The following is a 12,827-nucleotide window of genomic DNA, read 5'->3' as shown; positions in this document are numbered from 1 at the left end:
CCCGGGGCGCTTTGCGCCCCTTTTCTTTTTTCCGGTATCTGGAGCACTGCATGGCGACCCGTCCTGACGAAACTGCAAAGTTGAAGAAGAGGGCGGCGCCTGCGAAGAAGACGCCGGTCGCGAAGAAGGCGCCCGCGGCAAAGAAGCCCGCGGAGCCCGGCAAGGCCGAAGTCCTGCTGCGCGCCGGCCTCAAGGCGCTGGACAACGTGCGCAACGACGTCGCCAAGCGCCAGGCCAACGTGATCGAAGGCCTGCTCGGCATCGGGCAGGGCAAGGTCCCCAGCCTCGACAGCTTCGGCATCCGCAAGTTCGAGGACGTGTTCGACCAGCGCGTCGCCACTGCCATGCAACGCCTGGGCATGCCCGGCCCCGCCGAAGTGCAGGCCCTGCGCGACGAGATCGCGCAACTGCGCGAACGCGTGGCGCAACTCGAAGGCGAAGGCACCGGCGCCGCCACCTCCCGTGGCCGCAGCGCCAAACGCTGAGCGACAACCCGACAAGCCGGTTGTGGCCAGTTCCAACACCACACGCGACCGCATCCTGCAGGCCAGCCTCGCGCTGTTCAACGCGCAAGGCCTCGCGGCCGTGTCGACCCACAAGATTGCCGCCGAGCTCGGCATCAGTCCGGGCAACTTGCACTACCACTTCAAGGCCAAGCAGCTGATCGTCGAATGGCTGTTCCGGCGCTTCGAGCAACGGCTCGAGGCCCTGAACGGCTCGTCGGCATCGATCGCGGCCATCGACGACCTCTGGCTCGCGCTGCACCTGCGCTTCGAGGCCATCGACGAATACCGCTTCATCTACCGCGACATGGCCTTCCTGGCCAGCGAATACCCGGCGCTGGGCCAGCGTGCGCAGGCCCTCACCGCGCAGAACCTGCTGGCCGCGCAGACGCTGTGCGAAGGCCTGGTGGCCTCGGGCGTGATCGAGACCAGCGCCGAGCAGGCCCGCATCCTGGCGCTGCAGATGGTCTTCACCACCACCTGCTGGCTGTCGTTCGAGCGGCTCGTGCCGGGGCGCGACGCACTGGCGCAGGCCGACCCCGGTCTGGCGGCTTTCTACACGCTCACGCTGGTTTCTCCGTATGTTTCCAGCGAATCGAGGGCTTACCTTGATTACCTGAGGGGCAAATACCTCGGATAAATGACGTTGTTGTCCGACGGGGCATTGATTCTTTCGGCCTCATGTTCGTCTTGAAGAAGATAAAAACCAAAAAGGATCCATCCATCATCATGACCACCGCCACCGCCACCTACGCCAAGGAACCTGTCGCGCCGCCGTCGCGCCTGCTGCTGCTGGCTGAAGCCCGCGCGCTCTGGGAAACCGGCGCCGGCATTGCCATGTGGCCGCTGCTGCAGCTCACGCCACGCGGCGACGGACACCCGGTGCTCGTTCTGCCGGGTCTGGTGGCGGGCGACGGCTCCACGCTGCTGCTGCGCCGCTACCTGTGCAGCCGCGGCTACGACGCGCACGGCTGGGGCCTGGGCCGCAACTTCGGTCCGCGCGAAGGCGTGGAAGACGGCATGGTCGAGCTGCTGAAGACCCTGCACGACAACAGCGGCCAGAAGGTCAGCGTGATCGGCTGGAGCCTCGGCGGCGTGTATGCGCGGCTGCTGGCGTCTTCGTACTCGCACATGATCCGCAACGTCATCACGCTGGGCAGCCCGTTCTCCGGCAGCCCGCGCGCCACCAACGCATGGCGCGTGTATGAAGGCGTGAGCGGCCAGAGCTCGCACGACCCGCGCCGCATGAAGTTCGTGCAGCCCACGCCGCCCGTGCCGACCACCTCGATCTTCAGCCGCACCGACGGTGTCGTCGCATGGCGCTGCAGCATCGAGAAGACCGGCCCGCAGTCGGAGAACATCGAAGTCATTGCCAGCCACCTGGGGCTGGGTGCGCACCCGGCAGTGCTCTATGCGGTGGCCGACCGGCTGGCGCAGCCGGAGGGCGAGTGGAAGCCCTTCAATCGCGGGGTGCTGGGGCCGCTGGTTTATCCGGACCCTGATCGAGAGAGCTGAAGGAGGTTGTCTGTCGGTCTTCGTCAGATCCGGGAAGCGCAGCCGAGCGGCTACGCCTAAAGGTCAAGCTCGGCTCTGAGCTTTCTCCTGATGCTCTCCATCACCGATTTGTAGTCCGGGTCGAAGATGAAATCGATTTCTGACTCGGCTGCGGATTCGATCTCTCTCAGGACATGCTCTTCTTCCGGCGAGAGACCAAACTGGGCAATCTTGGTACAGATTTCCATCAGGATGGCCATCTTGGCTTGAGGCAGAGTGATGTTCACTTCCTTGTCGAAGTCGTACTTGTCGTTCGTCACAGGCTGCCTCGTGTTTGGACGTTGTTGATCTGGGCCGGATTGAGCCGCCACCCGGAAAGAAAGTTGTGAGAAGTATCCGTCATGACATTCAGGCCCGTGGAGGGATTGAGGTAGTGGATGACAGGGTCGCCACGATACGTTCCGTTGAACATCTGTGTGCCCGGATCCTGCACGTGCGCTTCCAAGGCTGATTGATAGTTTGCGGCCGCATTCTTGCCCCAAGGATCGTTCACGCCGAAGTCCTTGGCGTGCTTGTACTTGGCCTGTAGTTGTTTCTTGTCGTACTGAACCGTAGGCCTTGGCGGTGGTGCTGGAGGGGGAGGCGGGAGGCGTCGAACGACAGTGCCTTGTGCCGGGGGCTCCGGTGGCGGATTCTGCGTCGAAGACTTTCCTCCGACGGGCCGGCCGACCGGTTCGAGGGGGGCGCCGCGAGCGTTCTCCCCGGGTCTTGGCAGAGGCTCGGGGGCATTCTTCTTTCCGCCAAGACCCACATGCGCAGCGGCCATGTCGAATGCGGCCGCGCCGACTTGATTGGCCGCCGCTACTTGCTCCTCGCTTCCTCCGAGTACACGCGTGGCCGCACCGGGGGCGCCGAAGATCGGACCCAGCAAGGCGATGCCCAGCGTGTTGCCGAAGCGCAGGTTCTGCGCACTCAGCCAGGCACTTTCGCTGCCGGAAAGCCCGTTCTCCCAGCGTGGCCCCGGCGTATAGACGTCCTGCAGGAAAGAGACTCTTCTCTTGAGCTCCAAGGACTGTTCGGGCGGCAAGGGGTTCTTGCCGGTGTAGTGGTCGTTCAGCTGCTGGAGCTTGTCGTCCAGCGCCGACTTGGGGATTTCATCTGGCATCTTTTCGCATGCCTGCTGAAATGTCTTCGCGGCCTGCAGCGCATCCGTGGGCTCAAGGCGCGCGTCGCGACCAGTGCCGATCCACATCCGCTCGTACCACGGTATCTTTTCGAAGTCTGCCTTTTCCCGCTCGTACCGCTCGCTGCAGATGCCGGGCCGGCGCCGCACCATCGGCCCCTTGGGCACCTCGAAGGTCAGCACCCTGCCGAGCGTGCCGTTGCTGTTGAAAGAGGGGGGCGAGAAGGAGGAAGAGGGCGACGACGAGGAAGACGTGGACAGCACCTGCCCCAGCGTCTTCTTGTCGTCGGGAATCGAGCTCATCAGGCGGCCCCGTTCATCTCGCAGAGATCGCCGTGGCGGGCCACGGGGCGGCTCTCGACGAAGACCGTCTGCGAGCCGGAGATGATCTTCACGTTGCCCGCGCCGAGCGAGACCCCCGAGCGCACGCCGCTGCCCGCGTTGCCCGCCACGCCCTTGACGATGCTGTCGACCATCAGCACCTTCTCGCTGCGCGCGAACACGGTGTGCGAGTAGGCCGCTTTCTCGGGCGGAAGGATCGACACGATGTCGAAGGGAACGACCTGGTTGCCGACGATGCAGAAGTCCGGCGCCACGTTGACCACCATGAACCGCGACTCCGCATCTGCGATGTGCTTTTCGGCGCTCATGCCGGTATCCCTTGACGCGCGGCGCCACCGGCCGCGATGGCTTCGGTGATTGGCCGCTCGAAGAGGTCGACCGCCACCGTGTCGAGCGCCTGGTCGAGCGTGAGCCGCCAGGTCAGGTGCACGAGCATCTCGTCGAGGTCGATGTGCACGGTGTCGAGCTTCATGGCTTCGCTGCGCTCGATGCCGTCCCCGTTCCTGCACAGCGCCTCGATCCACAGGTGCGGGAGCTGGGTCTCGGTGCAGGGCGTCGAGGCGAAGAAGCCGCTCATGCGAAGGGATTCGTCGCCCCGCAGGCCACCGGCCACGACCTGGTCGGCGGGGGCGTACTGGAAGAAGCGTTCGTCGAAATCGTCGGCGTAGTCCATGTAGGGCTGTCCAGCGTGGCGTTCGCGCCAGGCGTCGTCGTAGGTTCCCGCCAGCGCGACACGCGGCTGCCAGAAGCGCGCGACCGGCCCGAAGCCGACGGGCTGGGCGTCCTTGTGGTTGGCGTGCTGCAGCGGTGCATCGGTGTGCTCGATCTGCGGGCCGGGGAACGGCTGTCCGGCGGCATGGCGCGCCCCGGGATGATCCTCGCGGGCTGCGCTACCGAACCATCCGGTGCCGCAGGGGTTGGCCGAGTGGGTGCGGGGCGGGGCCGATTCGTCGTCGCCCTGGTCGAATCCCCATCCGCCGTAGGCGAGCTCGTAGCGCAGCGGCACGGCGAGCGTGGGCTGCGCGTCGGACAGGCTGCGCTGCGCGGCGTCCGGCTGCCAGTCCCAGTGGCGCGGCCCGGTCAGACGCAGCGCCTTGTGCAGCAGCGGTGCGTCATGGTGCCTGTGCACCTGCAGCTCCGCGCGCCAATCGCGCCTTGGCGTCCAGTCGAGGGCGTGCGCGGTGCCCGTCACGTAGACATCGGCGTCGGGCTTGAGCAGCAGCACGTCGGTCGCCATGCGCAAGCTCGACAGCGTGGCGTGCGCGGCATCCCAGGGCTCGTCGGCGAAGACCGGGCCGCGATGAAACGCCGCCGGTTCGAGCCGGCCGGGCGCGAGCACGAAGCTCGCGCACACCACCACCACGTCGTGGAAGCGCCGCCCCTTGCCCATCTTGTCGAACTGGAAGTGTGGAAAGGGGGTGCCGTTGCGCAATTGCCTCAGGCGCGGCGCGGGGATCGGCGGCGCGGGCTCAGCCATGGGCGTTGCCCTTGTCCGCCGCCAGCATTCCGACGCCGGCGGAGACCGCGGCCGAGACAGTGCCGAGCACTTGTGTCGCATGGCCTGCAGCTTCGCCGCCTCCACCGCCGCCCCCGGCCACCTGCTGGGCGATCGAGGCGAGCTGCCCCGCCTTGCCAAGCAGGTCGGCGGGGTTGCCGCCCATCAGTGCGCCCAGGCTCGCCAGCGGGCTGCCCGGCGGCTCGGCCGGCGGTGGGGTCGGCACCGCGTTGGGTTGCAGAGCGGCGCCACCGCCCATGGGGTTGAGCCAGATGTGCTCGCCGTTGACGGTCACGTCGTCGCCTTGCGCCGTGATATTGATCTTCTTGCCCGTGACGGCAATCGAGCCGTCGGCCTTGAGCTGCACCACCGACGCGCCCACCCGCAACGAGATGGTCTTGCCGTCCATCTCGATGTGGCTACCCTTGTCTCCGCCCACGGACAGCAGGTACTTCTCGCCGACCTTGGTGGTCTGGGTCTTGCCGACCATGGTGTTGTCCATCATGCCGACGACGGTGTTGCGCAGCATGCCGACGTTGAAGGAGTAGGCCAGGCCGATATTCACCATCTTGGCGAGGCCCACGTTGTGCATGTAGGCCATGCCGATCGTGGCCATCTGGTTGCGGCCCACTTTCTTGCTGCGGTCGCGGCCCACCGAGTGGGTTTCGTCATGCTCGACCTCGATGTCCTGGTTGCGCTCGGCGTGCAGCCACACCTGTTCCTGGCCTTTCCTGTCCTCGAAGCGCAAGGCATTGGCGTTGGCACCGCTGCCGCCCTCGGAGCTGCGTGTGAGCAGGCCGCTCTGCGTGGCGTTGTCGGGCAAGCTCCACGGCGGCATGTTGTCGGCGTTGTAGACGCGGCCCGTCACGATAGGCCGGTCGGGGTCGCCATTCTCGAAGTCGACGATCACCTCTTGCCCGATGCGCGGGATCTGGATGCCGCCGAAGTTGGTACCTGCCCAAGGCGAGGAAACACGAATCCAGCACGAACTGTTCTCGTCCTTGGTGCAATAGCGGTTCCAGTGAAAGCTCAGTTTCACGCGGCCGTATTCGTCGGTCCAGATCTCGCGGCCCGCCGGGCCCGTGACGATGGCGGTCTGCGGACCTGTGGTGCGCGGCCTTGGCTCCGGCGGCACTGGCGCACGAAAAACCTTGCTCGTCGGGATGACCTCGAAGTCCACCCGGCATTCGAACTCCTGCTGCGAGCTTGCATCGCCCACGTCCTGCAGTCGCAGGTGTGTGTTCGTCACGAGGTACTGCCGATTCGCTTCGTTCTGAGGATGGCGCTCCAGCGTGAGCAGACAGCCCGGCACCACCGCACGCAGGTTGCCCGAGCCGCTGGCACGCTCGCCCTGACTGCCGACCTCCTCCATGCGCGTGCGCACCAATTGCTCGCCTTCGGATTCGACGACGTAGTCGCCCGGCCATCTGTAGTGCTCCCATGTGTTTTGCGCGGTCTTGCGCGGCATGGCACTGACTTGCTGCAACTCGGCCTTGGGGCGCTTGAAGTCGAAGTCGTCGGTGACCCAGCGGCCGCTTTGCAATTCCTCATGCGCATTGAAGCGGTCGCAGCGTTCTTCGCGTGCGGTCGCGTCGGCGGCATGGAAAGGAATGGTCTGATAGCCCGCGTGCGCGAAGGGCTGGTGAGAGGCCATGTCGTCCACGATCACCAGCTTGTGGTTGTTTTCTTCGTGCACGAAGCAGTAGTACAGGCCCCACTCGTGCAGCAGCCGGGCAATGAAGTCGTAGTCGGTTTCCCCGTACTGGACCTGGAACTCACGAGCCGGATAGCTTCGCGTGGCCCGTATCTCGAAGGGCAAGCCGTACTTGCCGAGAACAGTCTTGACGATGCCCAGCACGTCTTCGTTCTGGAAGATGCGGTAGTCGCTCGTGCGCGTTGCCAGAGTGAGCCAAGGCTCGACGACGGCTTCGTACAGCGCGCGGCGATTTTCCAGCCGCAGGAAGCGCACGCGCGTGACCAGCCCTGAGATGTGGCGCTGCTCCGGACCTGAGCCGGGCCTGCCATCCAGAACGATGTGCGTGGTGAGCGTCTCGCCGATCAACTGCTTGATGGCGACATTGGCCGCCTGACGCTCGTTGTAGCCCTGCTGTTCGGGGGTGGCGAGGGTCAGGGTATAGCGAAAAAGACGGCTCAAACCCTCTTCGCCTTCAATCGCGATGGGCTCCAGTGCCGGCTCGTTGCCGAACGCAGGCATTGCAGACGAGGAAGCGGTGAGAACACGCGCAAGCTGCGCGGTGCCTATTGGCATGAAATCTCCCTGGTGTTCTGACTGACGAAGCAAATCGTAGCAATTCGAGCCTGAAACGCCAGTAGCACGATAGATTGCTATCGCCCCAACAATCTGGTGGGACCGGGCGGGCGTTTTGCAAAGCCGGCTCGCGCGACCATGACTTCCGTCACTTGTGCCGCAGCGGCCCCGCCCAAAACAATAGCGGCGCCATGTACCCCGACCTGCCGCCCGTCTATCCCCGCATCAAGCACATCGACTTCCTCGAAGCCGTGCAGCCGATGCTCGACCAGATCGAGGCGCGGGGCGGCAACCGCGAGGCGCAGACGCCCGTGGCCTATCCCTTCGCCGGCGAATCCGACCTGCTGATGACCTTCGCGGTCGACACGCCCACGCAGTTCGTCACACTGACCCAGGAGGGCATGGAGGAAACGGGGCTCGACCCGCAGTCGCTGTACGAACTCGCGATCGACAACATGCTCCGGCAGGTGGCGCACAACCTCGATACGCAGGACCTCGTCATGTACAAGGCGCTGGTGACGGGCGACGGCTTCGAGGCCTGCATGCTGCTGCTGCCTGACCTCTGGGAGCAGTTGTCACAAGGGTTCAAGGGCGAGTTGATAGCCGTGGTGCCGAGCCGCAGCGTCATCTACTTCATGGACAGCGGAGCGAGCTTCGAGGCCCGGGGGAAGTCGATCACGGCCGAGACCATGCTGGGCCTCATGTGCTCGGCTGCCGCCGAGGTCAAGGCCGAGGCAGGGCCGCACGGCCTCTCGGACAAGGTGATGGCGCTGACTCCGGACGGCTGGCACGTTCGCGGCACCTTCGAGGACCACGCGTCGGCACTGGAGACCTGACGAGGCCTGCGCAGTCTTCCTTTCAGCTGCCGGCCCACACGTCCAGCACGTAGCGCTGGTCGGCAATCATCTTGTCCATCCACGCCGTGCTGTCTTGCCCGTGCTCGCGCGCAAGGTCGCTCAGCGTGCGGCGCACGTCGGGCTCCATGCGCGAGCCGTCGCCGCACACATAAACCACTGCGCCCGCTTCAAGAAGCTTCCACACTTCGGCCGCCTGCTCGCGGATCAGGTCCTGCACATAGACCTTGCGCTCGCCCGCGCGCGAGAACGCGGTGTGCAGCTTCATCACGCCGCGGTGCGCCCAGGCCTGGAGTTCGTCGGCATAGATGAAGTCCTGCTCGGGATGGCGGCAGCCGAAGAACAGCAGCGCCTCACCGAGCGCATTGCCCGCCTCGACCTGTGCCGCGCGCTCCTGCAGGAAGCCACGGAACGGCGCGAGGCCAGTGCCGGGGCCGACCATGATGATCGGCCGGCTCGCATCGTCCGGTAGCCGGAAGCCCTCGGCCGTGGTTTCGCGCACCACGCCGTGCACCGTGTCGCCGGCCTCCGCGCGCGCCAGGAAGTTGGAGCACACGCCCTCGAAGGTGCCGATGCCCGACTTGGCCGGGCCGCTCACCACACCCACCGTCACGCTGCACTTGCCCGGTGTCATCGTCGGCGACGAAGAGATCGAGTAGTAGCGCGGCGACAGCGGCGACAGCATTTCGAGAAACACCGCGAACGGCACCTGGCAGGCGCGGTGCTCTTCCAGCAGGTCGAGCAGCGATTTGCGCTTGTGGAGCACGTCGGCCTTGTATGCCGCCTGCGAAGCCTCGTCGCTGCCCGACAGCGCCGCGAGCCTGGGCTTGGTGAACGGGCACTCGGTATATGCCGCGAGCGTGGCGATCTGCTTGCGCGTGGCCACGTCCTGCAGCTCGACGTAGTCGCCCAGCAGGCGGTCGACCGCGATCACCTGCTCCACCGGCAGCGCTGCCTTGCGGCCCGCGCCTGCATGCAGGCGCACATGGGCCGTGCGGTCGAAGCCGAAGCGTGCCATCGCGCGTTCGACCTGCGCCGGGCTGTTGCGCGGCACCACGCTCAGGTGGTCGCCGGCGCGGTAGATCAGGCCCTCGGGCAGCATCAGCTCGACGTGGCGGGTGGAGCGGCCGGCTTCCCCGTTGCCTCCGCTTTGCAACTCGCGGTTCTCGATCACTCGCAGCGCCACTGCGCCCAGCGCATCGACGATCGCGTTCTTCTGCGGCGGCGGCAGTTCTTCGAGCGTGTAGAGCGGTTCGCTCTGCACGGGCGTGTCGGCGCCGGTCTTGATGTCGAAGGCCTTCACCAGCTCGGGCCAGAGCGCGTCGCTCCAGTCCTGGAAGGCGCCGTCCATGTCCTCGCGCGCATCGCCTTCGCCGCGCGAATGCACGCGCGTGGCGCCGAGCGCTTCGAGCCGTTCGTCGATGCGGCGCGGCACGGCCTGGTAGGTGGCGGCCCAGTCGGTGTTGCCGCAGCCGAACACGCTGAAGCGCACGCCGTTGAGCGAATCGTCGGCCTTGTCGAGCCAGCGATGGAACTCGGCCGCGTTGTCAGGTGCTACGCCGTTGTACGAGGCGCAGACGATGACCACCGCGCCGTTGGCCGGCAGCCGCTCGGCATAGTCGTCGAGCGAGGCCAGCTGCGTGGAGAAGCCGCGCATCTCGCCGGCCTCGGCGAGTTGGCGCGCAAGGTCTTCGGCAGTGCCGAGGTTGGAACCCTGCAGCACCAGCAGCGAGGTGCCATGGCGTGCAGCCTGGGGTTTGCGCGCGGCAGCTTGCACGGGCTGCACGGGGGCTGCGGCCGCGTCGGTCATGTTGCCGCGCGGACGCGTGGCCGGGTCGCGCAGCAGCGCCTTGATCTTGAAGTTCTCCGGCTTGATCGTCAGCGCTTCCTTGATCTTCAGCTTGTAGCCCGTGTGGTCCACGAGGTTGAAGCGCTGCAGGATCATGCCCAGCGTGAGCACCGCCTCCTGCAGGGCGAACTGCCGCCCGATGCAGGCGCGCTGCCCATTGCCGAAGGGCTTGAATGCGTTCACTGGCCGCTCGCGCTCGGCTTCGCGCGTGAAGTTGTCGGGGTTGAACTGATCGGCATCCTCGCCCCAGATGCCCTTGTCACGATGCAGCGCCAGCGCATGCATGATGATCATGTTGTTCTTCTTGATCGTGTACTGGCCGCCGATCTTCGTGTCTTCCTTGGCGCGCATCGAGATCGCGGGCGCGGTCGGGTACAGGCGCAGCGACTCTTTCAGCACCTGCATCACGTACTGCAGGCGGTTGACCTGCGCGTAAGTGGGCTTCTGCGTGGTGTCGGGGCCGAACACGTTGTCGACCTCTGCCTGCGCCTTGGCCATGGCCTCGGGGTTGTTCAGCAGGAAGTAGATGGCAAAGGACAGCAGGCCGCTGGTGGTTTCATGCCCCGCGATGAGAAATTCGATGCACTCGTCGCGGATCATCTTGTCGGTGAGCTGCTCGCCGCTTTTCTTGTCCACGCCCGCGATCATGTAGCTCAGCAGGTCGGGCTTGGTGGCGATGTCGGCTCCGCTCGTGCGTCGCTCCTCGATGATGTCTTCCACCATCTTGTGCATGTAGCGGATGTCCTTGCGCTGCTGGGCCAGCTCCTTCTTCAGCATCAGCTCTTCGAGCGGCAGGCCGCGGCGGTTCTGCACCGTCTCCAGCGTGCGCACCATCGCGTCGACGAAGGGATGAAAGCCCTCGCGGTAGAACGAGTTGAAGCGATAGCCGAAGCCGCACAGGCCGATGGTGTCGAGCGTGAGCGCTGTCATGTCGCGCACCACGTCCACCTCTTCGTCGAAGTTCAGGCGCTCCCACTTGGTGACCAGCTGGCCCGCGATGTCCAGCATCATCGGGTGATAGGCCTGCATCGCGCGCTGGCTGAAGTTGGCCAACAGGATGTTGTGCGGCTTCGACCAGGTCTCCTCGTGCGTATCGGAGGTGAAGAGCCCGTGCGAGGCTGCCCGCAGCCGGCGCAATGCACCGCGCGTGCTCTTGTCGAAGCGCGGCTCCTCGCAGAGCTCGTCGACCAGCGCGGGCGACGACACCACGATCACCGGCATGCCCGGCATGTCCAACCAATAGATGCCGCCGAGGTCTTGCGCGATCTTCCACATGTCGAGCACGGGAGAGTCGGACCCGATCGACAGCAGGTTCCCGACGAAGGGTTTCTTCGCCGGATGCGGGATCGGGTAGAGCGAGTTTTTGCCTGCCATGGGTTGTTGTGCCTTTGGAATGGACCCGCTTCGGATATCCGGGATGTAACAACCGGAGTATCCCGACGGCATGGGGGGCAGGCAGGACGGGGTTTCCCTTAGGCAGGGGAGTTCATTCAGGGCGCGATCACGCCGACGGGGGACATTCGCGAAGGGGAGTACCCGGTGTCATTCGCACGCACCCCGGAACTCAGAGAGTCAGGGCCGAACCATCCTGCACTCAGTCCCCTGCGCCAGCTCGTTCCCGGTATAGACCGCGTCAGTACGAAAGCCGTAGTTAGTACCTTCCCAGCCCGTCTTCACGGTCTTGCCGTCCACCGGCACGATGGTGTTGACCACCTGCGGCAGCAACAACTGGTGGTCTTCGGCACGCATGCGCACCGGCCCCACCACAGAGTCGAACGTCAGGTCTTCGAGCGCCCGCGCCACCTTGATGGTGTCGGCGCTGCCGGCCTTGTTGATGGCCGCGGCCAGCAGGCGCGGCGTCATGTCGATGCGCGGCGCGAGAAAGTCCTTGCCCGTCTTGGCCTTGTAGGCCTTGGCCAGAGCGTCGACCTTCGGCGTGTCGGCCTCGCCAGGGTGCCATTCGGCCACCCAGGTCAACTGCCCCAGCTTCGCCTGCGACACCGCAGTGACCGTGCCCGGCACCGAGCCCGCACTGTGGTTGAAGTAGCGCAGGTTGTAGCCCGCGTCGCCCGCCGCCTTCAGCAGCAGCGTCATGTCCTGGCCCCAGTTGCCGGTGATGACCGAGTCGGCCCCGCTCTGCTTCACGTTGGCGATGTAGGGCGCGAAGTCCTTCACGCGGCCGATGGGGTGCAGCGCCTCGCCCACGAACTGGATGTCGGGCCGCGCCAGGCCCACCAGCTGGCGGCCGTAGCTGGCCCACTGCTTGCCGTGCGCGTAGTCCTGGTTCAGCAGGTAGACCTTCTTCACATCCGGCGTCTTCTTGATGTAGTTGGCCAGCGCCTTCATCTTCATCGCCGTGTTGGCCTCGGTCTGGAAGTGCCAGAAGCTGCAGCCCTTGCCCGTCATCTCGGGGTCGATGGAAGAGTGATTCAGCACGATCAGCTCCTTGCCCGGGTTGCGCTGGTTCCAGCGCGCCACCGATTGCACCAGCGCCGTGACCACCGACGAGCCCGAACCGCCCGTGACGATCGCCTTCGCACCCTGATCGATGGCCGCCTGCAGCGCGCTCTGGCTCTCCTGCGCCGAGAGCTTGCTGTCGAACTGCAGCAGCTGCAGCTTCGTGCCGCCGAGCACGCCGCCCTTGGCGTTGATGTCCTCGATGGCGTACTGCGTGTGCATCAGCATCAGCTCGCCGACGTTGGCAAAGGGGCCGGAGAGCGGATCGATGTAGGCGATCTTGTAGGTCTGCTGTGCTTGCGCGTGCGCGGCGCCGGCAGCGGCCAGCAGGCAGGCAAGGGCGATCCGCGCCAATGGCGCCTTCTTGAACTTCATGGTTTG

General features: G+C 65.6%; 11 protein-coding genes. 4 read left to right on the top strand and 7 right to left on the bottom strand.

Annotation, left to right across the window (positions count from 1 at the left end; all coding sequences use genetic code 11):
* Nucleotides 1-50 precede the first annotated feature (50 nt).
* The 3 genes from BMW87_RS23550 to BMW87_RS23540 all read left to right on the top strand — a co-directional run bounded on the left by BMW87_RS23550 (nt 51) and on the right by BMW87_RS23540 (nt 2,018).
* Nucleotides 51-485 (top strand): phasin family protein, encoded by a 435-nt coding sequence (locus BMW87_RS23550; RefSeq protein ID WP_093078959.1) that lies wholly within the window; start codon nt 51-53, stop codon nt 483-485.
* 22 nt (nt 486-507) lie between these two features.
* Entirely contained in the window at nt 508-1,143 is a 636-nt protein-coding gene (locus BMW87_RS23545) for a TetR/AcrR family transcriptional regulator (RefSeq protein ID WP_093057664.1), read from the top strand.
* Nucleotides 1,144-1,232: 89 nt separating this feature from the next.
* Nucleotides 1,233-2,018 (top strand): esterase/lipase family protein, encoded by a 786-nt coding sequence (locus BMW87_RS23540; RefSeq protein WP_093079092.1) that lies wholly within the window; start codon nt 1,233-1,235, stop codon nt 2,016-2,018.
* Between the two features lie 56 nt (nt 2,019-2,074).
* Here the strand turns inward: BMW87_RS23540 and BMW87_RS23535 are convergent, their stop codons facing one another.
* Genes BMW87_RS23535 through BMW87_RS23515 form a run of 5 tightly spaced genes read right to left on the bottom strand, consistent with a single transcriptional unit; the run spans nt 2,075 to nt 7,286 of the window.
* Complete coding sequence (locus BMW87_RS23535; protein WP_093078958.1) at nt 2,075-2,317, bottom strand: hypothetical protein; 243 nt, start codon at nt 2,315-2,317, stop codon at nt 2,075-2,077.
* Nucleotides 2,314-3,483 (bottom strand): colicin D domain-containing protein, encoded by a 1,170-nt coding sequence (locus tag BMW87_RS35365; protein ID WP_218137524.1) that lies wholly within the window; start codon nt 3,481-3,483, stop codon nt 2,314-2,316. Before BMW87_RS35365 ends, BMW87_RS23535 begins: the two co-directional genes overlap by 4 nt.
* Nucleotides 3,483-3,830, bottom strand: coding sequence for a PAAR-like domain-containing protein (locus tag BMW87_RS23525; protein WP_093078957.1), 348 nt, complete (start codon nt 3,828-3,830; stop codon nt 3,483-3,485). Before BMW87_RS23525 ends, BMW87_RS35365 begins: the two co-directional genes overlap by 1 nt.
* The gene (locus BMW87_RS23520) at nt 3,827-4,999 is read right to left on the bottom strand and encodes a DUF2169 family type VI secretion system accessory protein (RefSeq protein ID WP_177192831.1); all 1,173 of its coding nucleotides are present in this window, start codon (nt 4,997-4,999) and stop codon (nt 3,827-3,829) included. Before BMW87_RS23520 ends, BMW87_RS23525 begins: the two co-directional genes overlap by 4 nt.
* The gene (locus BMW87_RS23515; protein ID WP_093078954.1) at nt 4,992-7,286 is read right to left on the bottom strand and encodes a type VI secretion system Vgr family protein; all 2,295 of its coding nucleotides are present in this window, start codon (nt 7,284-7,286) and stop codon (nt 4,992-4,994) included. The genes BMW87_RS23520 and BMW87_RS23515 overlap by 8 nt, the downstream gene beginning before the upstream one ends.
* A 191-nt stretch (nt 7,287-7,477) precedes the next feature.
* On the opposite strand from BMW87_RS23515, the gene BMW87_RS23510 reads away from it, so the two are divergent.
* Entirely contained in the window at nt 7,478-8,122 is a 645-nt protein-coding gene (locus BMW87_RS23510; protein WP_093078952.1) for a DUF1444 domain-containing protein, read from the top strand.
* Between the two features lie 22 nt (nt 8,123-8,144).
* On the opposite strand, the gene BMW87_RS23505 is transcribed toward BMW87_RS23510, so the two are convergent.
* Nucleotides 8,145-11,363 (bottom strand): bifunctional cytochrome P450/NADPH--P450 reductase, encoded by a 3,219-nt coding sequence (locus BMW87_RS23505; protein ID WP_093078950.1) that lies wholly within the window; start codon nt 11,361-11,363, stop codon nt 8,145-8,147.
* 198 nt (nt 11,364-11,561) lie between these two features.
* Nucleotides 11,562-12,821: a branched-chain amino acid ABC transporter substrate-binding protein gene (locus BMW87_RS23500; protein WP_093078949.1), complete on the bottom strand. Its 1,260-nt coding sequence runs from the start codon at nt 12,819-12,821 to the stop codon at nt 11,562-11,564.
* Nucleotides 12,822-12,827 lie beyond the last annotated feature (6 nt).

Source organism: Variovorax sp. OV084, from assembly GCF_900111625.1.
Classification (GTDB): Bacteria; Pseudomonadota; Gammaproteobacteria; order Burkholderiales; family Burkholderiaceae_C; genus Variovorax.
Note: the sequence above shows the minus strand (reverse complement) of the source record. Positions and strands in the feature narration are given on the sequence as shown.

Bases quoted from the DNA above. Each gene is read 5' to 3' on its own strand.
- BMW87_RS23550 (WP_093078959.1), top strand. From the start codon at position 51: ATGGCGACCCGTCCTGACGAAACTGCAAAGTTGAAGAAGAGGGCGGCG.
- BMW87_RS23540 (WP_093079092.1), top strand. From the start codon at position 1,233: ATGACCACCGCCACCGCCACCTACGCCAAGGAACCTGTCGCGCCGCCG.
- BMW87_RS35365 (WP_218137524.1), bottom strand. From the start codon at position 3,483: ATGAGCTCGATTCCCGACGACAAGAAGACGCTGGGGCAGGTGCTGTCC.
- BMW87_RS23525 (WP_093078957.1), bottom strand. From the start codon at position 3,830: ATGAGCGCCGAAAAGCACATCGCAGATGCGGAGTCGCGGTTCATGGTG.
- BMW87_RS23520 (WP_177192831.1), bottom strand. From the start codon at position 4,999: ATGGCTGAGCCCGCGCCGCCGATCCCCGCGCCGCGCCTGAGGCAATTG.
- BMW87_RS23515 (WP_093078954.1), bottom strand. From the start codon at position 7,286: ATGCCAATAGGCACCGCGCAGCTTGCGCGTGTTCTCACCGCTTCCTCG.
- BMW87_RS23510 (WP_093078952.1), top strand. From the start codon at position 7,478: ATGTACCCCGACCTGCCGCCCGTCTATCCCCGCATCAAGCACATCGAC.
- BMW87_RS23505 (WP_093078950.1), bottom strand. From the start codon at position 11,363: ATGGCAGGCAAAAACTCGCTCTACCCGATCCCGCATCCGGCGAAGAAA.
- BMW87_RS23500 (WP_093078949.1), bottom strand. From the start codon at position 12,821: ATGAAGTTCAAGAAGGCGCCATTGGCGCGGATCGCCCTTGCCTGCCTG.